The sequence below is a fragment of the Acinetobacter sp. AR_0276 genome (assembly GCF_003000705.1).
Taxonomy (GTDB): domain Bacteria; phylum Pseudomonadota; class Gammaproteobacteria; order Pseudomonadales; family Moraxellaceae; genus Acinetobacter; species Acinetobacter nosocomialis.
On the sequence record NZ_PSQO01000004.1, the window covers coordinates 1,953,587 to 1,978,701 of the forward strand.

The following is a 25,115-nucleotide window of genomic DNA, read 5'->3' on the forward strand; positions in this document are numbered from 1 at the left end:
CAGAACAAGGAATAAATAATGCAGTGGCAAAGTATTTTATTAGAAAAGCGTAATGGGGTTGGATTGATTACCTTAAATCGCCCTCAAGCGCTCAATGCCTTAAACAGTGAATTAATTAGTGAAATTAATCAGGCATTAGATCAACTCGAAAAAGATCGTGAAATTGGCTGTATCGTATTGGCAGGCTCTGAAAAAGCTTTTGCCGCAGGGGCTGACATTAAAGAAATGGCTGATTTGGAATTTCCTGATATTTATTTAGATGATTTTTTTCATCTTGCAGACCGTATTGCACAGCGCCGTAAACCTTTAATTGCTGCGGTGAGTGGCTATGCATTGGGTGGTGGCTGTGAATTAGCACTCATGTGTGACTTTATTTACTGTGCTGACAATGCCAAGTTTGGTTTACCCGAAGTCACTTTAGGGGTAATTCCGGGTATTGGTGGGACACAACGATTAACCCATGCTATTGGTAAAGCTAAAGCAATGGAAATGTGCCTTACCGCTCGCCAAATGGGCGCAGTAGAGGCAGAACAAAGTGGTTTGGTTGCACGTGTGTTTAGTAAAGAAGAATTACTTGAACAAACCTTGCAAGCCGCTGAAAAAATCGCAGCACGGTCTTTAACTGCAAACGTGATGCTCAAAGAAACCATTAACCGAGCTTTTGAGGTGAACCTCACCGAAGGTTTACGTTTTGAACGCCGCATGTTCCACTCCATTTTTGCAACTGCGGACCAAAAAGAAGGCATGCAGGCCTTTGTTGAAAAACGGCAGGCAAATTTTAAAAATCAGTAAGAGATCAATAAAATGAATACAGAAAATCACTTAATGATTGAGCGACAAGGTAAGCTCGGCATGATTACCTTAGACCGTGTGACTCATCTTAATGCATTGTCGCTAGATATGATTGAAGGGATTGGTGCCCAATTGGAACTGTGGTGAAATGATGCTGCTGTTCAGGCGATCTTAATCAAATCAAATAGCCCAAAAGCCTTCTGTGCAGGGGGCGATATCCGCTATCTCTACGACAGTTATAAAAATGGCACAGCCGATTACAAAGGCTACTTTAGTGCCGAATATAAAATGCTCAATACACTGCGCGAATATGAAAAGCCAATCATCGTTGTGCTTGATGGCTATGTATTAGGCGGTGGTTTTGGCTTGGCTCAGGCGTGTCACATTGTGGTAAGCAGTGAAAAGTCCAGATTTGCTATGCCTGAAACAGCGATTGGTTTTTTCCCGGACGTTGGCGCAACTCATTTCCTGTCTCGCCTTGATGATATTGGCGTTTATATGGCAATTACGGGTGAGCAGATTAGTAGTAGCGATGCGCTCTATCTCGACTTAATTGACTACCATGTACCAAGCGAGCAGTTACAAGATTTACAAAACGCTCTCGTCGAAGCACCAAGCTTAAGCAAAGAGGGAATTGAACGCATCATTACCCGATTTATTACTCGGCCTGCCGAAAGTGAGCTTAAACAACTTGCCGAAGGCATCCGTAAACATTTTGGATTTCAGCATTTAGATGAGATTGAGCAAAGCCTTGAAAATGAACAGGATGAAAGCTTAAAGGCTTGGGCGAGTAAGATGCTTAGTATTTTGCAGCAGCGTTCATTTATTGCCAAACAAACCAGCTTGAAACTGCAATATTTAGGGCGCGGCCTTTCACTACAGCAGTGTATGCAGCTTGAGCGTGATTTACAGGATATCTGGTTTGAGCATGGTGACTTTATTGAGGGCGTTCGTGCGCTCATTGTTGATAAAGATAAACAACCACGGTGGCAAGAACGTAATCCGGAGCTAGAGCAAATTTTAGAAAAACTAAGCTAACCCCATTTTAAAAACACACAAAAAGCTTAAGGAGATCAAGCGAGACCTGAACATGCTTATGGTCAGGACAGATCATAAGCATAAAAAGACAAAACAAGAAAATCTAAAAAGGACATTACGATGCAAACAATACATGGAAACGGTTCACATCCTAAAAAGTCGTCACATCGATTAGCAGGCATCTCTAGCATGGTCGGTACCACCATTGAGTGGTATGACTTTTTTGTTTACGGTGCGGCGGCGGCACTCATTTTTAACAAGTTATTTTTCCCCAATCTGGACCCACTTACAGGTGTACTTGCGGCATTTGCAACCTATGCCGTTGGGTTTATTGGGCGGCCCTTAGGTGGCTTAGTCTTTGGTCATTTTGGTGACAAGATTGGCCGTAAGTCGATGCTGTTGTTGACACTTATGCTCATGGGAATTCCAACGGTACTGATTGGACTCTTACCAACCTACGAATCAATTGGATATTGGGCTGCAATTGGCTTGGTGATCTTACGATTTATTCAAGGTATGGCCATGGGTGGTGAATGGGGCGGTGCCGTGCTTATGGCCGTTGAACATGCACCCGAAGGTGGTAAAGGGTTTTGGGGAAGTTTGCCACAGGCGAGTACAGGTGGTGGCTTAATGCTCGCCTCAATCGCGCTAGGACTGGTGTCGTTATTACCTGAGCAAGCACTGTTTAGCTGGGGCTGGCGTTTACCATTTCTTGCCAGCATTATTTTACTGGCAGTGGGCTGGTATATTCGTGTAAAAGTGCCTGAGTCACCAGATTTTGAAAAAGTAAAACAGCAGTCTGAAGAAGTCAAAGTTCCTGCCTTTCAGGTTTTTAAAAACCATCCAAAACAACTTATCACCATTATTTTGGCGAGAGCTGCTGAAAATGCATGGTTTTATATTGCGTCAACATTTACGCTAGCTTATACCACTGCACAACTTGGTATTCCCCGCCAAGATATTTTATTTGCCACCATTTGTGGTGCAGCCGTGATTTTATTTATGACGCCGTTATGCGGACATTTGTCCGATAAAGTCGGTCAACGCAATATGTTTATGTTTGGCTTATGCGTATTAGCACTTTACTGCTATCCATTTTTTAGCATGCTCAATACCAAAGATCCGGTACTGGTCTGGACTGCAATTGTTTTGGCAATTGGTGTGGTGTTTCCAATTATGTATGCGCCACAAGCTCAGCTTTTTGCGCGTCAATTTCCTGCTGAAATTCGTTATAGCGGTATCTCGATTTCAGTACAGTTGGCAGGTGTTTTGGGTGGTGGTTTAGCCCCTATGATTGCCACCAAGCTGCTCAGTATTGGGCAAGGTAACCCATATTTAATTATGCTTTATATTGGCAGTATGGCTGTCGTTGCAATTATATCGACCTCATTTATGCCGCGTGATAGAAACCCTAAAACGGATGAGGCTTATTATAAAAAGACAAACCTAAATTTAAAAACTAAGATTGATTGATACGCGTTATTTATTCTTCGCAATAAGCGTATTTCTTGATTATAAAAAAACCAGGTTAACTCATGTCCGAGAGACAAGAGTTAACCTTTAAACCATTACACATCAATTAAACAGGCAAACATAGAATAGCCATCAATCGTCATTGGTGGGCCTGCACGATGGGCGCGAAAACCAGCAGCACGTAATAAACGCTCTACACCCAGAGGAGAGGTCGTAATAAGTTGTTTGGCCCCTTGTTCTCTTGCATAGTTAATCGCTTCTTGCAGAATTGCAATTGAAACCGGTGATGATACTGCTTGGCTTGTTGTTGCAGGCGGATTTGAAAAATCTACGGCTGAAAATCTTGATAATTCCCAAATTTCTGGGGAACACGGGAGAGGTATTCCATTCAGTAATTGAGGAAATATTTCACCAAGTAAATACGGTTGAGTCGTAGGTAGTAATCTGGCACAGCCAATAATATTAGAGTCTCTATCTTGAGCGACCACATAAGCTGTATCGACTTTATCAAATTGATCGAGTTCTTCATTATGTGGGCAGTTTAACTCCCATCCTAAATGCTCAACAAATACCTTATAACGGTAACTTTTAAATTTGCTATATAAGCCTTCTGAAAAATTGTTTTGAAATCCAGCAATAATATTCACTACAAGTGCTTCCACTTATTTTTGATGTGACTTTACTGAACAGCTGGAAAGGCGGTAACTGTAAAAATTTACAGGTTTCTAAGAGAAATTCAGACTTACTTTAGACTTGATTAAGCTTGTATTGATTTGAGCATAAATGAACTGTTCCCAGAACAAAGTATCTATCTTCCTTTTGATTAATGTTTCAGTGCTATCAAATCCAATATCTGTACCAGATATATCAACAATCATAATATTGCTTCTAGGCAGACCAGTTCGTTTTAAAGTAACAAAACCGTTTTGTTCAACGAATTCCCAGTCCCATCCTGTACTTAAAGCAGGAGTTTTTAATGTCGCCCATTCAGTAAAACCATAATAAACAATTTGAGATTTTTCAATTTGGGTTGATTCAACGATAGATACAACGTCTTGAAAAGGGTAATTCATGAGTTGGTTCTCATTCATACGAATAAAACCATCTGTCGAAATTGAAAAATGAGGGGTAATGTTGGCCATGCTACCTGTTCAAGTACCCTGAAATAGAAATCTTTTGATAAATACCATAAATTATTGCCAATTAAATACTGTTATGTTTAACAGGTTAAATATAATTTGATGCTCTATATCGTTAAGCTATTCTTATTGGAAGATTATTCAAGTATTAAGGTTGGCTAAAGTAAAAAATGATTATCTTGTAGTTATAATATAAAAAATGCTTTTGATAATGCTCAATTGACTTACTTTTTTTAGCTTTTTTAGGTGGCTTTTATACTTGTTATTAAAACAATAGTTTTAACTAAAATAAGCCACCATGTAATTATTTGATTTGCTAAATAATTATTTATTTTTTTAGTTTGAATATATAATGATTGGTAAAATTATATTTCTTGGATCATTGTTGAAATGTATTATTTAATTAAATTAATAAAATATAATTTCAAGATTAAATAATGAGCATTGTTTTTTTATTTTAAAAACTATATTTTTTGGAATAAAATGCATCCTGTAAAATTTAATTTTTTCAAGCATAATCTGTATATTGAATATAACAACCTTAAAGGCTTTCAGAAATTTAGTTTATCTGAATAATTTACAAACATTTGGGCTTAAAAGTGTTGTTAATTGGATGATGAGTTCAAAATCTGCAATTGAGAAAGTAATAAAAGAAGATGAAGTAGTGGAAATATTTTAACAGCCTCATAATCTTTTAGATTTTTGTAGAGTTCTATTGAAATAAAGGTAAAAAAAATAGCCCTACGCTTCAATTTAATTATTTGGATTCACAAGAGATAACTGAACAAAAAATAATTTCTGAATGGAGCCTAATGAGAGCAAATGGAAAGTTGGCAAGAGGATTTATTATCAGCATTTTTGGTCGTAAAAAATGAAGATGAATTGTTTGAAGTAGTCAAATCTACAGCGTCAAAGCTTGGATTTGATTATTGTGCTTATGGTATGCAGTCACCGCTGTCTATTGCTGAACCAAAAACAATTATGTTGAATAATTATCCTCAGGCATGGCAAAAGCGCTATATAGAACAACGTTACGTGAAGGTAGACCCTACTGTGCAGCATTGTATGGTATCACTTCAACCTCTTGTCTGGTCGAGTCAAAATGCAAAAACACAAGAAGAAAAAGATTTCTGGGAAGAGGCGCGTTCTTATGGTTTAAATGTCGGTTGGGCTCAGTCAAGTCGTGATTTTATTGGGACGAGAGGGATGTTAACACTAGCAAGATCCACCGATCAATTATCAGAAAAAGAGCAAAAAGCACAATATACAAATATGTATTGGTTGACCCAAACAGTGCATTCCAGCATTGCTAAAATTGTCAATGATGTAGAATTCTCTCAGTTCAACCTTTATTTAACGAACCGAGAAAAAGAAGCTTTACGTTGGACAGCAGAGGGTAAAACCTCAGCAGAGATTGCTCAGATTATTGGGGTTACTGAAAGAACTGTAAATTTTCATCTTTGTAACTCGATGCAAAAATTAAATGTAAATAATAAAATTTCAGCAGCTATTCGAGCAGTAATGCTGGGACTTTTGTAAAAAGATATATAAAGAATATAGAGTATTATAAAATAAATAATTATATGATATTTGTTTAAATATTTTTATAATGTGTATTTTAAGTTTTTATTTTAAAAAGTTAATCTATGAATTTAAAATAATGAGTAAGTTTATTATTTTTAAATAAAATTATTTATAGTTTATTATAATAATGTATAAATTAAATTTTAATTATCTGAAATAAAATTAAATAGGCGGTATTAGTAATTTAATCTTAAAAGTAAAATTATATGAGAGTTGATATTATTTGATAATTTATCTTTAAAAGAACTATAAATTATATCTCATATAGAAACTAAAAAAATTAAAACAAACGCAGCAGAAGAAAAACTGAGTAATGATCTGAAGATTAAAAAATTTTACTTAAGAGTATCTAAAAGTAGATCAAAGAATGGTCGCTTTTTTAATTATTTAAAAGTTCTTAACTATATAACTGAATAAAAATAATTTTTAAAAATATTTTAGCTTCTTATTTTTCAATAAGTAACATCTAACCTGTAAACCCTTACAGGTGTAATAAAGGACACTTGTGAATAAAATATAATGTGAATTTATATTTTAAAGAAAAAGTATATTCATTTTTATTAAAACCCCCAACTAGAAATTAATTTCTGAATCAGCAGGTTTTAAGGGTTAATTATAATTAATCGGAGTAAGTTATGGCTGTAATGTGTACGGATAATATCATTGCAACTTTGGAATCCCACGCGAACCTAAATGGGGGTAAGACTGCTTTTGAGTATTTGGGACGCCAATCTGGTGGGATTCAATCTCTAACGTATGCAGATCTGAATAAGCGAGTTCAACACCAAGCTCAGATATTAATGAACCTTGTAGACAGTGGTGATCGTGCAGTGTTGCTGTTCGAACCGGGCCTAGACTTTATCGTATCGTTCTTTGCTTGTCTGAAAGCTAAAATTATCGCAGTACCAGTTAGCCTGCCGTTTAATCGCAATGGTTTTTCTAATATTTTGAATATTATGAATGACTGTGAGCCAAAAATCGTGCTCACAACAAAAAAGATTCTTGAGTTATCCGGCCTAATTACATTAAAAGCTCAAAATGAAAGTTTAATACTACATGCTGTTGATACGGAATTTCAGCGGGACTTGGTGGAAAAGGATTTTCCTTATATTGATGCAGATGATGTTTGTTTCCTTCAATACACTTCAGGATCGACCGGTTGGCCTAAAGGTGTAATTGTCACCCACAAAAATATTATGGCAAATGAAGCCATGATTACGGAAGCTTTTTGTACACAACCTGATGATATCGGCCTTACATGGTTGCCTGTTTATCATGATATGGGATTGATCGGCTCGGTTTTGCAGAGCGTGTATGTGGGGCTAACTTGTTATGTAATGTCGCCTCTGGACTTCATACGTAAGCCGCTTAAATGGCTACAATTTATTAGTGAAAAAGGCGTCACGATCAGTGGTGGTCCAAACTTTGCGTATGAGTTGTGCTTGCATCGTATTTCAGATGAAGACGCAGCAACGCTTGATCTGAGCCGCGTACGTGTACTATTTAACGGTGCGGAACCAATCAAAGCGCATGTTATGCAGCGTTTCATGGAGAAGTTCAATACTCAGTCCAAACTGAAACTAGATACTTTCTTGCCATGCTATGGCTTGGCGGAAGTGACGCTCTTAGTCAGTGGTGTGACTGGCCCTCTCAATGCAATTTCTCTTGATCGTGATAAGTTGAATGCCCACTTGGTACAAACCAGTCAGGATCAGACCGCGGTGCAAGTGGTGAGCTGCGGCAAGATCTCGGCGCACATTGATTGCCGTATAGTTAATCCACATACCCATAAAGAAGTAGCAGCTCATGAAGTTGGTGAAATCTGGCTAGCAGGAGAGAGTGTCACAGCAGGCTACTGGCAGAAGCCAGAGATCAATCAGGAAACCTTTGAAGCAACGATCCTTGATGAAGCAGGTCAGCCAAGTAAAGAATATTACTTAAGAACGGGTGATATGGGCTTTATCAAAGATGGAGACCTGTATGTAACTGGCCGTCTTAAGGATGTAATTATTATCCGTGGCAAAAACTATTACCCACAAGATATCGAATGCTCTGTTGAAATGGCACATCCTGCTGTTCGTAAAGGCTGTGTTGCAGCAGTAAATTTTGCTGATTCTGAGGGTGTTACGGTTGTACTTGAGATCAAGAAGAAATCATTAAACAAGACTCTTAATTTTGAAAACATCAGGACTCAGGTTAAAGAACAAGTGGCGGCTGATATTGGCTTACCTGTAGATGGTGTCTATTTACTGCATCAAGGCCGAATAAATAAAACGACTAGCGGCAAAATTAGAAGAAGAAAAATTAAAGAACAGATCGAGCGAGGTCAGCTGGTCTGTTTGACCCATCCAAACCGTAGAACGGTGATTGCTCGAAATTATATCAAGAACGGCTTAGACGTCATCCGTGATCGTGAGCAGCGGGGGCAGTTGATTCGTTATAGCTCCAATCTACTCAACTCAATGATCAAGGAACGTGAAGTGCGCACGCTGATTTTTAATCGTCTGAAAAGTGCTTTGTTTTAACCCTTACCCTTTAATCATTTGAGTGAAAATTCATGTCACTTACTTCCAATTTGCGGCAGTTTCAATCTGCTGCTCGTCTGGAGCAAATTTTAGGCTCCGTACATGATACCAACAATGATTTTTCTTGGTCCGCTGCCATCGAGCGTGATGAAAAGGAACAGTATCCTCAGCGTGCTGTTGATTTTCTGAATGCGGTGGGCATGAACCGTTTCTATGTACCTTCAGAACTTGGGGGGCGCATGGAAATTGGTGAAGAGTTGTTATATCTGCATCGTGTGTTAGCACGACGCGATCTAACCATCAATTCGACCTATAGTACGAATGCTTGGTCTGTGATCGTATGGATCGGTGGTAATGCGAATCAATGTCAAAACATCGCTAACCGAATTTTAAGTGGTGCTGCGCCAGCACTAGCTTATAGTGAAAAAGCACATGGTGCAGATCTGTTATCTAGTGAAGTGACTGCACAATCTGGTGAAAGCAAGTATGTCTTAAATGGCGAAAAATGGTCGATCAATCGCGCCACTTTAGGTGACTCTTTAAGTCTGATTGCTAAAACATCGAATGATCGTGGACCGCGTAGTTTGAGTGCATTCTGGCTCGATAAGCGTCAAATGGCTTCCAAAGGAACGTATAGCCTGAACCGTCTGCCAACAGTGGGTATGCGTGGTCTAGATATTAGCGGTATTGGTTTTAATAATGCTGAAATTCACAAAGACGCTCTAATCGGTGAAGAAGGCCAGGGCTTGGAGCTTGGTCTCAAGACACTACAGGTAACACGTGCATATTGCAGTAGTTTCTCGCTCGGAGCGGGTGACACGATGCTACGTATCGCGACCGAATTTGCTATTGAGCGCGAGTTATATAACAAAAAAGTGATAAACATTCCGCTAGTGCGTGAGCAACTCGCCACCGCCTATGCTTATCTTTTAGCGGCTGAGGTGTTATCACTCGTTGGTGCGCGTGGATTACATGTTTGTATCAATCAATTCAGTACATGGTCACCAATCGTCAAGGTCGTAGTACCTGAGTATGTAGAGTCGCTTGCCAAGATCACTTCTTCAGTGCTTGGCTCACGTTTTTTCTTAAGAAATGCATATGCTGATGGAATGTACCAAAAAGCATTCAGAGACCATCTGATTGTTAGTGTATTTGATGGTAGCAGTACCGTCTGTCTAGACAGCCTGAGTTTTCAGCTCAAGTCTGCCAATAAAGGTCGTAGTAAAAAAGCCGATCAACTCAATCAAGCCGAAGCTAAAGCACGCTATCGCCAGTTGTATGACTTGCAGGTAGAGACAGGGGCTATTGATTTTCGTGAGCTTGAGATTTTTAACCGAGATGGTGACTTGGTAATGGAGTCGCTCGGGACAATCATCGAAATGCTCAACAATACCGATGTCACAGCAGGATTGTCTACCCAAACGCTTTCTACACTACGTGAGCGAGCAAACCAGTTGCTTGTTGAACAGCGCTCATTGGATCAAAAAATTCAGGATTACTTTTCAAACTCTGAGCAAAGCAACGAATTTGAAACGCTGCGCTTTAGCCTTGCCCGTGGCTACGCCGAGCTGTTTGCCCGCATTGCTGTGCTGGGTTTCTGGGTTTTTAACCGTCATGGTTTAAGGCCTGCTTTGCAGGATGGTGCATGGCTGATCATTTTCTTAAATACCGCTGAAGGAGAGACATCTCCTCCTATGGCATCAGTACGTGAAAGCACATTGGCAGATTTGCTAGACCGAATTTCAACTAACCATATGTTATCTGTTATCGATTTTGCATTGGCACCGCGCGATGCCAAACCAGTTAAAGAGGAGATTACCCCATGAATAAGGATAAAGCTTACTGGAGCGCGATCATTCGTACACTAGTAGCCAAAGAAATGCGTGTAGAGCCTGAGACGATTGATCCAGAGCAAAAATTTACCAGTTATGGTCTTGATTCGATCGTTGCTTTGTCTGTCTCTGGGGATTTAGAAGATCTGACAAAACTGGAGCTTGAGCCGACATTACTATGGGATTACCCAACAATTAATACATTGGCCGAATATCTTGTTTCTGAGTTGCAACAGGGGGTTGCTTCATGAATAACATTGCACACCTAGAGCCAAAAATTCTGTCACGTCACGCGATTTCTGCAGAGCAGCTTGGTATTTGGTATATCCAACGTTTTGAGCCAACTTGCAGTGCCTACAATATGGTGGTGGCCTTTGATGTAAAGGTCAATCAACCATTAGGCAACAAACCGATGGAGATTTTGGAAGCGGTGATGGATGATTACCCGCTATTGCGTGTAAGCATGCCTGCCAATGAACAGGGGATTGAGCAACTTATCTGGGATCGCGTGTATCCTAATATTATTTTCACTGATGCTCGACATGTTGAAGCTTCTGATTTGACGCAATTGGTTGAACAAGATACCAAGCAACCATTTGACCTGACTCAACCACCATTGTGGCGTATTCATTGTTATGAACGTGGTCAGAATCATTATGTGGTTGCAGTTGTGATTCATCATGCCTTAATGGATTTCTGGTCAATTGGTCTGTTGCTGCGTGATGTCTGCAAGCGCTTTGGACTAATTACAGAGTCAAATGCAGTAGACGGAATTGAGTTCGCACAGTATGCGGATAAGCAGAAGAACAATGCGACCGACGATGCTGATGAAAGCCTACTTTTCTGGAAAAATGCGTTACAGCACGCACCACATGTGCATAGTATTCCGCTTGATTACCCACGTCCAGCTGTGCAGCAACATAAAGGTAGCTCGGTGATTTTCCGTGTGCCTGAGTCAGTATCATCTGGGCTTGTGAGCTTGGCGAAAGATTATGATATCACATTGTTTGGTCTTGTACTATCTGGCTTTTATATCCTACTGAACAAACTATCAAATGAAAATAATCTAGTTATTGCCACAGCAGTAGCAGGTAGGCTTGAGCGTTCTTTGCGTAATGCGCTTGGGCAATTTGTCAATACAATAGCTCTTCATGTAGACATTGATGCTGATCAAACCTTACGCCAATTTACGCAACAGGTCCAAGAACAATTAAAACAAAGCCTAAAACATCAAAAAGTTGCCTTTTCTAGAGTAGTTGAGGCTGTCTCACCAAAGCGCGATGGCAGTATTAACCCATTGGCTCAGGTGGGAATGTTCTGGGAACGTCTAGGCGGCATGGATGAGTTTAAGGAACTACTCTTACCAATCCAGAATCCAGCTACATTAGTTGGTCAAGACCTGACTTTAGGAAGCTTTCCAGTTCGCCAGCAAGAAGGTCAATTAGACATTATGCTGGAAATGGGGGGTGAATATCAGGGTGAACTGGTTGGTGTACTGAAATACAATTCCGAAATATTCTCTGCAGAGTCTGCCGAGAATATGGTGCAACTGCTGCAAATCATACTATCGGAGATGGTGACCCATCCTGAGCGTAAGCTCATTGAGTTAGATATTGCTCCTAGTTATGCGAATAACATCCAGCTAGGCTATCTACATGGTCAGGTTACGGACTATTCTAAGCATGATTTATTGGCAATGATTCTGAAGCAGATTGACGAGCGTGGTGACAACTATGCTACGACCTGCAGAGATCATGCTGTCAGCTATCATGAGTTAGGTCAGCATATCGCTGGTATCGCTGAATATTTGCGTGCACACAATATTACCAATGGTGATCGTGTAGGTCTGATGTTAGACCGTACTACGCTATTGCCTGCTGCAATCCTCGGAATTTGGGCGGCAGGAGCAGCATATGTGCCATTAGATCCTAGTTTCCCAAGAGAACGTCTGCATAACATCGTAGAAGACGCTGAACCTAAAGTCATCTTGACTCAAGCCGAGTTAATGGATGCTGTTAATGTTTCTGTGCCTCGTTTAGATATTAATCGAGCTGGTGTTGTACCTCTTGAGCAAGTGCGTGAGACACTTGCCTTTGGAGATACCGCTTATGTGATGTACACCTCAGGTTCGACAGGGAAGCCTAAAGGTGTGCGTATTGGGCATCCTTCAATGGCTAATTTCTTGCTGTCTGTGAATGATAGGCTGCAAGCAACGCCAGATATGCAGTTATTGGCGATTACGACTTATGCCTTTGATATTTCTGTTGTTGAGCTATTGATTCCGTTGATGTACGGCGGTGTGGTACACGTCTGCCCACGTGAGGTATCGCTAGATGGTAACTTGCTGGTGGACTATATGCAGGCGAAGTCGATCAATATTATGCAGGCAACACCAGCCTCTTGGAAAATGCTTTTAGATAGCGACTGGAACGGTATTCCGGGTATGACTGCAATTAGTGGCGGCGAGGCACTCGATCCTATACTTGCAGAAAAACTTTTGGGCAAAGTAAGTTGTCTCTGGAATATCTATGGTCCGACCGAAACTACAGTATGGTCCAGTGCAGCTCACATTACCGATGCAAAATTGATTGATTTAGGCCAGCCAATGGCGAACACCCAGCTCTATGTTCTTGATGAACAACAGCGGTTGGTCCCACGCGGTGTTATGGGAGAGCTCTGGATTGGAGGCGATGGTCTAGCAATTGATTACTGGCATCGACCTGAGCTCACAAATACACAATTCAGAACCTTACCATCTCTACCAAATGCTGGTCGACTTTATCGTACTGGAGATAAAGTCTGTTTGCGTATGGATGGGCGTTTGACCCATCACGGACGTCTGGACTTCCAAGTCAAGATCCGTGGATTCCGTATTGAACTGGGTGAAATCGAGAATGTTCTCAAACAGATCGATGGTATTACAGATGCAGTAGTGTTGGTTAAGACCACTGCCGACAACGATCAGAAATTAGTAGCTTATGTGACTGGACATGACATTGACATGGCAGGTTTGAAAAAGACCCTGCAACTCCATCTCCCAGCTTATATGGTGCCAAGTACGTTTATCCGATTGGATGAATTTCCAATGACGGGTAGTAACAAAATAGATCGTAAGGCGTTCCCTGAGCAAGTGTTTGAGCAGAGCAATGATTATGTTGCACCACGAGATTCGATCGAAATCGAGCTATGTACTACCTTTGAGCAGATTTTGTCAGTTAAGCGAGTGGGTATACATGATGATTTCTTTGAGTTAGGCGGGCATTCATTACTTGCGGTGAAGCTTGTCAATCATCTCAAGAAGGTATTTGGTACCGAATTATCAGTTGCCTTACTAGCACAGTACTCCACTGTAGAAAGTTTAGGCGAGATCATCCGTGAAAATAAAGAAATCAAACCTTCCATCGTAATCGAATTACGTCGTGGAACCTATGAACAACCGTTGTGGCTGTTCCATCCGATTGGTGGTAGTACTTTCTGTTATATGGAGCTTTCGCGTCATCTCAATCCGAATCGTACTTTACGTGCTATTCAGTCTCCAGGATTGATTGAAGCAGATGCCGCTGAAGTAGCCATTGAAGAAATGGCGACACTCTATATTGCTGAAATGCAAAAGATGCAGCCTCAGGGGCCTTATTTGCTCGGTGGATGGTGCTTTGGTGGTGCGATTGCATACGAGATCAGTCGTCAGTTGCGTCAAATGGGGCAGCAGGTCACAGGGATTGTCATGATCGATACTCGTGCTCCAATTCCAGAAAATGTACCTGAAGATGCCGATGATGCCATGCTCTTGTCTTGGTTTGCTCGTGATTTAGCTGTCCCTTATGGGAAAAAGTTGACGATCCCAGCGCAATACTTGCGCGAATTAAGTTCAGATCACATGTTTGATCATGTGCTTAAAGAAGCTAAAGCTATCAATGTTATACCTTTGGATGCTAATCCATCAGATTTCCGACTTTACTTTGACACTTATTTGGCTAATGGCGTCGCACTCCAGACCTATTTCCCAGAACCTGAAGATTTTCCGATCCTCTTGGTCAAGGCTAAAGATGAGATGGAAGATTTCGGGGAAAGCCTCGGTTGGGATCAACTGATCAAAGATACGCTTACACAAGTGGATCTGCCTGGTGACCATTCATCGATTATGTTCGCTGAGAACGTGGCGGCTGTGGCCCAGACAATTGATCAGATGTATCCAGTTCCTGCATAAAAAATATAAGAAGGTAGAACCACTATGGTGACCATAGAACATGCTTTCCTCATACCAGGCGATATTGACAAGGTCTTTAAATATCTTGCCAACCCGGGTCATGATGCAAGCTGGCAATTGTCATGTAAGCATTCTGAGCTACTAGATAATACTCCGCGTGTGGGCAGTAGGTATGAAATCGGTTTGACCTTTGCTGGTCGTGAGTTGGCCTTTAAAGGTGAAATTACCCATCTGGTACCCAACAAATTATATGCCTTTCAAGTGCTAGAAGGCCCTTTTCTTTATACGGGTACTTACCACTTTAAACCGCATCCAGAAGGTACATGGATTGAGTGGCTTTTTGTGGCGGAACCAGGCGGCTTTTTTGGTGTCTTTCCCGATGCACTGCTAAAAAAGATGGTTCTTGCCCAGTTCAAGAAAGATCTTATTAATCTCCAAGCACTGGCCAAAAAGGGTGGAACCTATGAGGCAGTGAGTCAGCAAGCACAGGAGATCGAAGAACCGTCGCAAGAGATCGAGAAGCCATCACAAGAGATTGAAGAGCCAGCACAAGAGGCCGATAAAAAATCACACGAGATCGAAACACCACTTCAAAAGACTCATCCAGTGATGGAAAAATATGCGCGTTGGATTCTCAGCCATCGCCGTATTGTGCTGACCGTAGTCATGCTCTTAACGATTGTCTTGGCATATCTCGCATCGGGCGTAAAAATTATTATTGATCCGGGCGCACTTGCACCTAATGGGCATCCTTATATCACCTCGACCAAACTGATCGAAAAGAAATTCGGTTCCAAGTATATGGTCGTGATCGGCATTACACCGAAACAAGGTGATATTTATCAGCCGCAAGTATTAGAAAAAGTTAAACATATTACCGAAGAAGTTGACAATGCACCTGGCGTAGTTCGTTCTACGATGATGAGTCTGGCTGCACGCCAAGCCAAAGGGATCATGGCTAATTCGGAAGGGTTTGATGCCAAGAAATTATTGCCAACCAGTTCTGTAATTCAGGACGATATCGATCATTTGAAAAAAATGTTGGCAATGAACCCGACCTATATGAATTCAGTCGTATCTAAAGATCAAAGAACTGCTGCAATTTTGCTTGAGCTTGAGGAAAGCCCGGAAGGCTTCCAGAAGATGATGGCTCCAATCAACAAAATTGTAGAGAGCGAACAATCCAAAGATATGACCATCAGTGTTGGTGGCAATCCCGTCTATCTCGATAAAGCTGAAGATTATTCTAAGCGTATCAATATCTTGTTCCCAATTGCTGTGTTGGTGATCGGTTTATTGCACTTTGAAGCATTTCGCAGTAAGCAGGGGTTGATCTTGCCACTCGTTACAGCTTTGCTGTCTGTGGCATGGGGTATGGGCATGATGGGCCTATTTAAACAGCCGATGGATATTTTTAACTCACCTACACCAATTTTGATTTTGGCCATCGCAGCAGGTCATGCCGTACAGTTGTTAAAGCGGTACTACGAAGACTTTGACCGCTTGCTTGCTCAAGGGATGGAGCCTAAAGCTGCCAATAGTGAAGCTGTTGTTCAATCTCTGGTCCGTGTGGGTCCGGTTATGATATTGGCTGGCGGAATTGCAGCAGCCGGGTTCTTCTCTCTGTTAACTTTCAATATTCCGACTATTCGTTCATTCGGTATTTTTACTGGGATCGGGATCATTAGTACACTCGTGATTGAGATGACTTTTATTCCGGCACTGCGCTCGATGTTGCCACCACCTTCTGCTACGAAGGTCAAACGTAAAGGTCTACCGATATGGGATTGGATTCCAAACCGTATTGGTGATGCTATTTTGTCAGTTCGTCCGCGAATGATGTTAATGACTGCGATTGCGGTAGTAGGTGCCTTACTTGCTATCGGTACCAGCCGTATTGTAGTAGATAACGATAGTCGAAATTTCTTCTCGCGTGACCTACCAATGCAGCAAGACGACAGATTTTTGAATCAGTCTCTTGGTGGAACAAATAGCCTATACATTATGGTCGATACTAAAGTTCGTGATGGTATCGAAAACCCTGAAATTCTCAAAGCAATTGATAATACAGAAAAGTTCGCGAATTCAATTCCAGAGGTCGGTAAAACAATCTCTATTGTGGACTATATCAAACGGATGAATCAGGCCATGAATGCCGATCAGCCACAGGCATTTCAGGTTCCTGCAACCAAAGATGTTGTCGCTCAGTATTTACTGTTGTATTCAATGTCTGGTGAGCCGACGGATTTTGATTCCTACATTGATACCACTCAGCGCTATGCCAAGATTACGATTCTGATGAAAACAGGTAGTAATCATCGCATTACAGAAATCCTTGAATCGTTAAAAACTTATATGGCAGGTCAGTTCGGTGATAAAGCTGTAGTAAGTTTTGGTGGTGACGTGACTCAGACTATTGCTTTAACTGAAACAATGGTTCACGGCAAACTCATGAATATTCTACAAATTTCATTTGCTGTCTTCTTTATATCAGCTTTGGTCTTCCGTTCACTTTCAGCTGGGCTGATCGTTCTGACACCCCTTCTATTCTCAATTCTTGCGATCTTTGGAGTAATGGGTTGGCTCAATATTCCCCTCAATATTCCAAACTCTCTCATCTCGGCCATGGCTGTTGGTATCGGTGCGGATTACGCCATCTACTTCCTCTATCGCTTGCGTGAAATCTTGCGTGAAGAAGGCGGAGATATCAAAGATGCTGTTCGTAAAACCTTAAGTACAGCTGGTAAGGCTTCTCTTTTCGTCGCGACTGCGGTTGCTGGTGGTTATGGTGTACTGTCCTTATCACAGGGCTTCCACGTACATCAATGGCTAGCGCTGTTTATTGTGATTGCGATGCTTTTCAGTGTATTTGCAACCTTAATTATGGTACCTACAATGATTTTGATGCTAAAACCACGTTTTATCTTTTCTTCAAATAAGAAGAGCATTCCTGTTGCACAAACTGTCGTGACAAGCCTTTTGTTGGGTACGGCACTTACTTTTTCACTACCTAAAACATCACATGCAGATGAGGCTCAAGATATTGTTAATCGTAGTGATGATGCCTCTAAGTTCTTGTCTTCAACTGCTAGCGCCAAATTTATTTTGACGTCTAAAAATGGTGAGCAACGTGTACGTATGACTAAAAATATGACCAAGCTTGCTGGAAATACTCAGAACAATATGCGTTTGACTGAGTTCATCTCGCCAGCGGATGTCCAAGGAACTACGACACTGTTGATTGAAAATGCAAAAGGCAGTGATAGCATGTTTGTCTATTTGCCTGCATTGAAAAAAGTACGTCGACTAGCATCAGCGAATAAGGGCGATGCTTTTATTGGTACCGATTTTAGTTATGGTGATGTACTTGGCTATAAGCTCAGTGACTGGAAGTACACTAAACTGGCAGATGGTAAATTTAATGGTAAAGATTGCTACATGATTGAAGCAACGCCAATCAATAATACGGTGAAGAGTGACTTTGGTTATAGCAAACGTCGCATGTGCATACTCAAAGACAACTTTGTTACAGCAACCATCGACATTTGGGATACCGCAGGTAAGCCGTTAAAGCACATTGAGTTCACCGATATCCGTCCTTACGGCAAAGTGAAACCAAGATGGCAGGCTATGAAATCTATGGCGAAAAACTTGCAAACTCAACATATGACGCAAGTGATCGTCAATGATTTTGTCGCAGAAAAAACTTTATCCGATAAGCTTTTCTCACCGCAGAGCCTTGAAAAATGACGCAAGGTGCCTATTGGGTATTTGCATGCTGTAGTAGCTTTATGCTACTGCAATATGCTTATGCAGATGACAGCGAAATTAGTTTTGTAAGCCAGAACTCGGTCAGACTCGATGTGTGGTCATCAGATCGTGATTTAAGTTCGTTAAAAAATATTGGGCAAGCAAGTTTCTGGTCCAATGGTACGCTTAAGTTTAACCCAGCGTTTAAGATCCATTACGATATAAATATTGGAGACGAAACGGACCATACTGTAAATCCGGATCAGGTGAGTAAGGTGAATCGCAACTTACGTGAGTTGTATGCATCTTATAACTGGGATCAAACGTTTTATTTCGACTTTGGTCGCCAGATTGTGGTCTGGGGGAGAGCTGATGGGATTAACCCAACGGATAATCTATCACCTCGTGACTATACGCGTTTAGTACCAGATGAGACAGATCAGCGTCTTGGAAATGATGCACTCAAATTGACGTATATTCCTGAATCTGGAACTAATAAATGGACGGCATTATGGTATCCGCGTAGCCGTTCAGATGTGATTCCATTGCGTCAGATTGCTGGTGTTCAGTATGACATAGACCGTAAGAGCCGTCCTGCGTTTGCAGTGCGTTGGGATTATTCCGTAGATGGTCTAGATGTAGGTGCATCGTATTTTTCAGGTTTAGATCACATGCCTGATCTGTCATTGCAGTCGTTATCTCCAACAGGAGCAACGTTACAATTGAAAAATAATCCTATGTCTGTCTATGGGATTGATTTCAGTTATAACCGTAACGATATCGTGTGGCGTGGTGAAGCTGCATATACAAAGACTGACTCGGATGGCAGCGAAGATCTTACACATAAGAAAAATAATTTAACCGTGGTCATGGGACCAGAATGGTCATTAAAAAATACTACGCTAAGCTTAATGGGTGTGTACAAACATACAGAGGACGTAAGGTCTGCCGATAGCTTGACAGATCCATTATTAAGAGAAGTTTACCGTTATCAGCAAACAATTAGTGATCAATATCAGCAAAATCAGTATGGAGCTATGCTGCGCTATGCACTTAACCTGCTGAATGATAATTTAAAATTAGAAGTAACAGGGTTCTATTTTTCGCCCAAACCGAATGAGTTACTAAGAGTACGTATTAATTACAACCTCAATGATCACTGGCAGCTGAATGCAGGTGGCGATCGATTCTGGGGCAGAAATGATACGGTGTTAGGACAATTTAGAGATAACAGTCTGGTGTATGCCCAGGTTCGATATAACTTTTAAGATAATTCGCTCCAAAACAATGCTGGAGTTTGCAGTCCCTAATTAAGGTGATTTATGAATAATTTAAATAATGCAAAAAAAGATAATTTTTCACGGAAGACCATATTAGTAACAGGTGCAGCAGGTTTTATTGGCAGTAGATTGATCGTTGAACTTCTACGAGAAGGTCATCAGGTGATTGCTGCACTACGCAATGCGGCAACTAAGAAAGAAAAGCTATTAGGTTTCATTGCAACACAAGGGCTGACAGATCCATCTATTTCTTTTGTTGAGTATGATTTAAGTCATGACTTTAAGTTGGACTCTCTACTAACGGATGCTCAAAAAAAGATCCATGTTGTTTATCATCTTGCAGCATCATTTAATTGGGGCATTAGCAAAGTTGAAGCTCAGCGTACGAATGTTAAATCAGGACTTGCTCTGATTGAATGGGCTGCGACATTGAAACAGCTTGAGCGATTTATCTGGATTGGTGGATATCGTGTCGCTACCCCGCCGCAAGAGTCTGCTGATGATTTGTATTATAAATATGGTGGTTACGAAGCTTCGAAAATTTTAGGGCATCAAGCTTTTATTGAGACATGTAAGCGTTTAAATGTGCCATGGACCGCAATAAATCCGGCGACAGTCATTGATGGTTTTTATACTTATGGTGATATGCAATATATTGGTATTGCCGAAATGATTGATAAGTTATATCAAGGACGTCTGCTGGCGCTGCCTGGTGGGAGTGATACATTCCTGCCACTGTGCAATATGCAATATATCGTGAGCTTTCTCATCCGAACGATATCTTTTCCTGAGACTATTGCTCAGGAGTATGTATTACTTGATCCTGCGACACCTAAATGTCATCGTCTAGTTAACCTAGCTGCCGAGCACTTAGGGGTTAGCGCACCACATTTGCAAATACCTAAAGTTCTGCTCGAGAAATTACCTGAGGTATTGCTTGGTGGCTCAAAAGAGCAGCTCGCTTTTATTTCTAATGAAAACTATCATGTCGCTGAGACAGAAAAGATAGCTGTTAAGATGGGTATCGCAGACCTAATAAATACCAGTCCTTATTTTTCTCGTTGGATTGATCGTCTGGTACTTACACGTTTTGGTCGTATGCAAGCTCCAACGCCTAGCTGTTTCAGCTATCAGAATCGATATTGGACAGAAATCTATACTAAACAACCAGTTGGTTCAGAAAAATCTTCTGCATTATTTTTACACGGTATTCCATTCGATAGCACATGTTGGCTCCCAATCATTAATAAAATCACCTATGATCAGGTCGCTATGATGGACCTACCTGGACTTGGGCGTTCAGGTAGTTATGAGATAATGGAAGATAACAACCATCAATTTATTGATGTTGCTTCAAAGCTTTTAGCACCAAATAGTGTTGTGATTGCTCACTCGTTAGGGTGTCTTTTCGCATTAAATCTTGCAAAGAAATATCCAGATAAAGTTGCTCGCCTTATCCTGATATCACCTTATTTTGTTCAGGCGCGGGCTGCTAAAATATTCCAAATACAGGCCATCTCTAATTTAATTTTCCGTTTTGTGCCGAAAGATATCATTGCTAAAGATCTGCATCCAGATGGACAAAAAAATCCGTCAGTGGGCTATGCGATGGATTCATTATGCCGTGTACCAGTATCTAAGCATATTAGCGAGTATATGCATCTCGTTAATTTGCCACAGCAACGAGCCGCTCAAACTACTCTGCTCAATGAGCTTCGATCTAAAGTCGAGATTATTATTGGAGAGAAAAATCCAATTGTTACCCCAATAAGTCCTGATATTCCTGTACATATCATTGCTGGCGCAGGTCATAATCCACACATTACCCATGTAGAAGCGGTTTATGATTACCTCACACCGGTTCTGACAAAGTATATCAGTACTACAGCACAACTTAGTGATGTCTGATATACCCCAAGTGCAGGTTTATATTTGCCCAGTTTCACGGGTACCAGATAACCATCTCATATTGAGTCATTATCTCAGCTTTCTCAATGCCGCAGAAAAGTTGAGATATGATCAATATCTTCCTCAGGCAGCACGTCTTTTCTTAATTTCTCGTGTCTTAACGAAGTCTGTTCTAGCAGATAAGCTGGGTATTTCAGCCCATCAAGTCAATATTCAATTACAACCGAACGGCAAACCTTTTGTACAAGGTAGTAAGACGATTTATTTTAATCTTAGTCATTCATCGGACGTTATTGTCCTTGCTGTGACTGAAGAAGGGGAAATCGGTGTTGATGTTGAACGAGTGAATCGAGAGTTCCAATGGAAGCGGGTTGATAGCGTTTTAGCGGCGAGTGAAATGGAGTGGATTCAGAAAAATGAACCGATTGACCCATTCAGCGTATATCAGCGGTTTTTTCAAATATGGACCTTGAAAGAAGCCTATATTAAATGTACTGGTCAAGGAATGAGTAGCCATTTAAAGAAGCTTAATTTCCATGTCTTTTCTGAATATATAAAGTTTTTTGATGCAACTAAGGATACTCAAAACACAGAACAATATCATTTTCAAAGCTATGTTTATGATTGCAATTTTATCTTTTCCATATGTTTACAGCAGAGCCACCATATAGAACGCTTTAATATGGACTGTTTCCAATTATTGCCGTGTATATCTATGCATCCAATGAAGCCGACACCTTGTAGATATAACTAAATTAAATGGATATAACTGACAATTTAAAAAGGTGAATCGGGTAGAAGCTAGAAAGTCTTTCGTTGGACTTGAACCGGGTTCTTCTCAGTAAGTTATGCTGTGAATTGATAAAGTAAAAAATAAGGATCGATAAAAAGAAAAAAGCCCCAGTCTTTTGACTAGGGCTTTTTAAATTTGGAGCGGGAAACGAGACTCGAACTCGCGACCCCAACCTTGGCAAGGTTATGCTCTACCAACTGAGCTATTCCCGCATATATGAGCAGTTTTTACTAAAACTTTCTCAAAAAAAACCAATTTGGAGCGGGAAACGAGACTCGAACTCGCGACCCCAACCTTGGCAAGGTTATGCTCTACCAACTGAGCTATTCCCGCGTGCCGCTTATAATACATTAAGCAAAACAAGGGTCAACAACTTTATGCAAATAATTATGCTGATTGCATAAAATAAAAACAGAAATGAGTATTTAGAGCCGTTTTTATTGATAAGTTGCCGAATAAATAGACATTTTGTTTGAAGTCAAAGCGTACAAGAGCAACTTTTGTTTGTGTGTAGACAGGGTATACTAGGTCTAAATATACGAATAATCGTAAAAGGAAAAGCTATGAGCCTTGAACAACAGTTGATTGAACGGTTACAAACCCTTGCACCTAGCCATTTAGAAGTCATTAATGAGTCTGCTGGCCACGGTGGATATTTTCCAGGTAAAGAATCACATTTTAAAGTGATTGTAGTGAGTGAAGAGTTTAACGGCTTGCGTTTGGTTCAACGTCATCAAAAAGTTTATGCCTTGGCTTCTGATTTAATGAATCCGGGACAAATCCATGCTTTAGCAATTCACGCTTATTTACCAAGTGAGTGGCAAGGTCAAGCGCCAGCGAGTCCAGAATGTGCACATGCACCTAAGAGCTAAGGGCTTAGTTTATGGACGCACATTTACTCACTAAAATTATTCATATGACTGCGGTAGCAGCCGCACTTATGGTTTTTGTATTACGCGCTTCTACACTGTTTATTGGTGTACAAGGTCAACAACCTAACCCAGCAGGGCGTAAAGTGTTAGTTGCTTTACAGCATTTGTCATTTACTGTGGTTTTTATTACTGGCGCAATTTTACTGGTGATGAAGAACTTTCAGGTCCAGCCGTGGTTTTACGCTAAAATTATCTTATTTTTAGTGCTCTTATCATCATTAATGAAAGCCTTTAAAAAGGATGACACTATTTTATTAGCCCAGCGCCGTGCGGGTTTGGTTATTAGTGCAATCGCATTTGTTGCCATTATTATTTTGGTCATCGTGAAACCGGTTTTTGCTTAATTGTTCTACATTCTTTGCCTTTTTGCTTAAGCTCTAGGTTAAACTGCATACAGTAAAAAAAATATGTAGAGGGAAACATGTTAACTCGTGTGGTGTTTAACCAAAAAGGCGGTGTAGGGAAATCAAGTATTACTGTAAATTTGGCTGCAATTAGTGCCAAACATGGCTTAAGGACCTTGGTGATCGACCTTGATCCTCAAGCCAACTCTAGCCAATACCTTTTAGGTGAAGAGGCAACATACGCTGCTGATAAAGCAGTTTTAGAACCAAATATTGAAAACTTCTTTGAAGATGTGCTGGGGAATAATCAACAAAAAGGTCTAATTGGTAATGCTATAGGCTCAATTTTAAAAGCCCCTCGTAATAAAGATCTCGACAGTTTTGTACACTCAACATCTTTTGCAAAACTAGATGTGCTTCCGGCTAGCCCTACGCTCGGTGCTCTTGAACATGCACTTGAAAGCAAACATAAAATTTATAAATTACGTGATTCAATTCAAAGCTTAATTGGACGATATGACCGCATTTATATTGATACACCACCAGCTTTTAACTTTTTCACCTTGTCTGCTTTAATTGCTGCAGATAAAGTTCTGATTCCTTTCGACTGTGATGTATTTTCAAAGCGTGCGTTACAAACATTGATTGAAAATGTTCTCGAAACGCAAGATGATCATAATGACCGCTTGGAAATTGAGGGAATTGTGGTGAATCAGTTCCAGTCCCAAGCAAAACTACCGCGGGAAGTGGTTCAACAGTTAAAAGATGAAGGTTTACCTGTACTTAATAGCATGTTACCACCATCAATTTTAATGAAAGAATCACATCAGAAAAATTTACCTTTGGCTCACTTGGCGCCAGAACACAAATTGACTCAATCTTATGAGGCATTGTTCAGCGAAATTGAACCAAAACGATAAGAGAAAAATGATGAAAGGCTTATATCTTGTGCCTTTGGCAGCAGCCACTTTACTATTGGGCGCTTGTGCCACGACGGTAAAACCGACTTATGTGTCTCCGACACAGTATCAATCTTTGAGTTGCCAACAACTGCAAAGTGAATATAACCGTATTCAACAATATATCGACAATGGTGTACAGACTCCAAAAAGTACAGGTATGGGTGTTGGCGTTGGACTTGGTGGCGGCTGGGGACGAGGCGGTTGGGGATTCGGTCCATCCATCTCTGTCAACATGGGGCAATCTTCTTCAACCAAGAACACTGAACTTTCACGTGTAATGGGTCAACAAGAGGCAATTGTTCAGGCTGCTCAGTTTAAGAATTGTCCAATTATTATTCGTAAAAAGGCGAAATAATAGTCAATTTTGAATCACAATATGCTAATCAAAGCATATTGTGATGAATAAAGTTTAGCAAAATGTTTCATAATAAAATCAATATAAATCAAAAGCTTTTTTAAAATATAACTTTAAAGTGGCTGTATTTTTTCTAGTCAATATACTCACTAAACTTGCTATATTTTGCCTATTTCGTTTAAGGTTGCCGCATCTTTATCA

General features: G+C 40.6%; 17 protein-coding genes, 2 tRNA genes and 1 pseudogene. 16 read left to right on the forward strand and 4 right to left on the reverse strand.

The features are described from left to right. The first annotated feature begins 18 nt into the window (after positions 1 to 18). From CSB87_RS10140 to CSB87_RS10150, 3 genes and pseudogenes are all read left to right on the forward strand, one after another. Positions 19 to 792: an enoyl-CoA hydratase gene (locus CSB87_RS10140; RefSeq protein ID WP_031952108.1), complete on the forward strand. Its 774-nt coding sequence runs from the start codon at positions 19 to 21 to the stop codon at positions 790 to 792. A 12-nt stretch (positions 793 to 804) separates the two neighbouring features. Then, a pseudogene (locus CSB87_RS10145) lies at positions 805 to 1,830 on the forward strand (enoyl-CoA hydratase/isomerase family protein). A 120-nt stretch (positions 1,831 to 1,950) separates the two neighbouring features. Continuing rightward, a complete protein-coding gene (locus tag CSB87_RS10150; RefSeq protein ID WP_031952113.1) occupies positions 1,951 to 3,303 on the forward strand; it encodes an MFS transporter in 1,353 nt (450 codons plus the stop codon). A gap of 95 nt (positions 3,304 to 3,398) precedes the next feature. Here CSB87_RS10150 and abaI read toward each other — a convergent pair whose 3' ends face one another. Next, on the reverse strand, positions 3,399 to 3,965 hold the full coding sequence (abaI, locus tag CSB87_RS10155; RefSeq protein ID WP_079377765.1) for an acyl-homoserine-lactone synthase AbaI: 567 nt from the start codon (positions 3,963 to 3,965) through the stop codon (positions 3,399 to 3,401). A gap of 63 nt (positions 3,966 to 4,028) precedes the next feature. Then, entirely contained in the window at positions 4,029 to 4,445 is a 417-nt protein-coding gene (locus CSB87_RS10160) for a DUF4902 domain-containing protein (protein ID WP_045124629.1), read from the reverse strand. 819 nt (positions 4,446 to 5,264) lie between these two features. Here CSB87_RS10160 and abaR point away from each other — a divergent pair. The 9 genes from abaR to CSB87_RS10205 all read left to right on the forward strand — a co-directional run bounded on the left by abaR (position 5,265) and on the right by CSB87_RS10205 (position 22,282). Beyond that, a complete protein-coding gene (gene abaR, locus CSB87_RS10165; protein WP_004711094.1) occupies positions 5,265 to 5,981 on the forward strand; it encodes a LuxR family transcriptional regulator AbaR in 717 nt (238 codons plus the stop codon). Positions 5,982 to 6,661: 680 nt separating this feature from the next. After that, a complete protein-coding gene (locus CSB87_RS10170; protein WP_016803516.1) occupies positions 6,662 to 8,551 on the forward strand; it encodes a fatty acyl-AMP ligase in 1,890 nt (629 codons plus the stop codon). A gap of 50 nt (positions 8,552 to 8,601) precedes the next feature. Continuing rightward, complete coding sequence (locus tag CSB87_RS10175; protein ID WP_079377824.1) at positions 8,602 to 10,377, forward strand: acyl-CoA dehydrogenase; 1,776 nt, start codon at positions 8,602 to 8,604, stop codon at positions 10,375 to 10,377. Then, positions 10,374 to 10,634 carry an acyl carrier protein gene (locus tag CSB87_RS10180; protein ID WP_002054205.1) on the forward strand — a complete coding sequence of 87 codons (261 nt, stop codon included), beginning with the start codon at positions 10,374 to 10,376 and terminating at the stop codon, positions 10,632 to 10,634. Before CSB87_RS10175 ends, CSB87_RS10180 begins: the two co-directional genes overlap by 4 nt. Continuing rightward, entirely contained in the window at positions 10,631 to 14,590 is a 3,960-nt protein-coding gene (locus CSB87_RS10185; RefSeq protein ID WP_031952121.1) for a non-ribosomal peptide synthetase, read from the forward strand. The genes CSB87_RS10180 and CSB87_RS10185 overlap by 4 nt, the downstream gene beginning before the upstream one ends. A 24-nt stretch (positions 14,591 to 14,614) precedes the next feature. After that, positions 14,615 to 18,340: an outer membrane lipoprotein-sorting protein gene (locus CSB87_RS10190; RefSeq protein ID WP_031952123.1), complete on the forward strand. Its 3,726-nt coding sequence runs from the start codon at positions 14,615 to 14,617 to the stop codon at positions 18,338 to 18,340. Then, the gene (locus CSB87_RS10195; protein ID WP_031952125.1) at positions 18,337 to 19,608 is read left to right on the forward strand and encodes a hypothetical protein; all 1,272 of its coding nucleotides are present in this window, start codon (positions 18,337 to 18,339) and stop codon (positions 19,606 to 19,608) included. Before CSB87_RS10190 ends, CSB87_RS10195 begins: the two co-directional genes overlap by 4 nt. A 54-nt stretch (positions 19,609 to 19,662) precedes the next feature. Then, positions 19,663 to 21,528: an alpha/beta fold hydrolase gene (locus tag CSB87_RS10200; RefSeq protein ID WP_031952127.1), complete on the forward strand. Its 1,866-nt coding sequence runs from the start codon at positions 19,663 to 19,665 to the stop codon at positions 21,526 to 21,528. After that, the gene (locus CSB87_RS10205) at positions 21,521 to 22,282 is read left to right on the forward strand and encodes a 4'-phosphopantetheinyl transferase family protein (RefSeq protein WP_020992355.1); all 762 of its coding nucleotides are present in this window, start codon (positions 21,521 to 21,523) and stop codon (positions 22,280 to 22,282) included. Before CSB87_RS10200 ends, CSB87_RS10205 begins: the two co-directional genes overlap by 8 nt. 175 nt (positions 22,283 to 22,457) lie before the next feature. Here CSB87_RS10205 and CSB87_RS10210 read toward each other — a convergent pair. Together CSB87_RS10210 and CSB87_RS10215 are read right to left on the reverse strand one after the other, a co-directional pair. Then, positions 22,458 to 22,533: transfer RNA gene (locus CSB87_RS10210), tRNA-Gly, on the reverse strand. A gap of 45 nt (positions 22,534 to 22,578) precedes the next feature. Further along, a tRNA-Gly gene (locus CSB87_RS10215) sits at positions 22,579 to 22,654 on the reverse strand. Between the two features lie 230 nt (positions 22,655 to 22,884). Between CSB87_RS10215 and CSB87_RS10220 the strand changes: the two genes are divergently transcribed. From CSB87_RS10220 to CSB87_RS10235, 4 genes are all read left to right on the forward strand, one after another. Then, positions 22,885 to 23,193, forward strand: coding sequence for a BolA family protein (locus CSB87_RS10220; protein WP_000051228.1), 309 nt, complete (start codon positions 22,885 to 22,887; stop codon positions 23,191 to 23,193). A gap of 11 nt (positions 23,194 to 23,204) precedes the next feature. Further along, a complete protein-coding gene (locus tag CSB87_RS10225) occupies positions 23,205 to 23,597 on the forward strand; it encodes a SirB2 family protein (RefSeq protein WP_006581265.1) in 393 nt (130 codons plus the stop codon). A 77-nt stretch (positions 23,598 to 23,674) separates the two neighbouring features. Then, a complete protein-coding gene (locus tag CSB87_RS10230; RefSeq protein ID WP_002054248.1) occupies positions 23,675 to 24,517 on the forward strand; it encodes a ParA family protein in 843 nt (280 codons plus the stop codon). Positions 24,518 to 24,527: 10 nt separating this feature from the next. Then, complete coding sequence (locus CSB87_RS10235; RefSeq protein ID WP_002054173.1) at positions 24,528 to 24,914, forward strand: hypothetical protein; 387 nt, start codon at positions 24,528 to 24,530, stop codon at positions 24,912 to 24,914. Positions 24,915 to 25,115 lie beyond the last annotated feature (201 nt).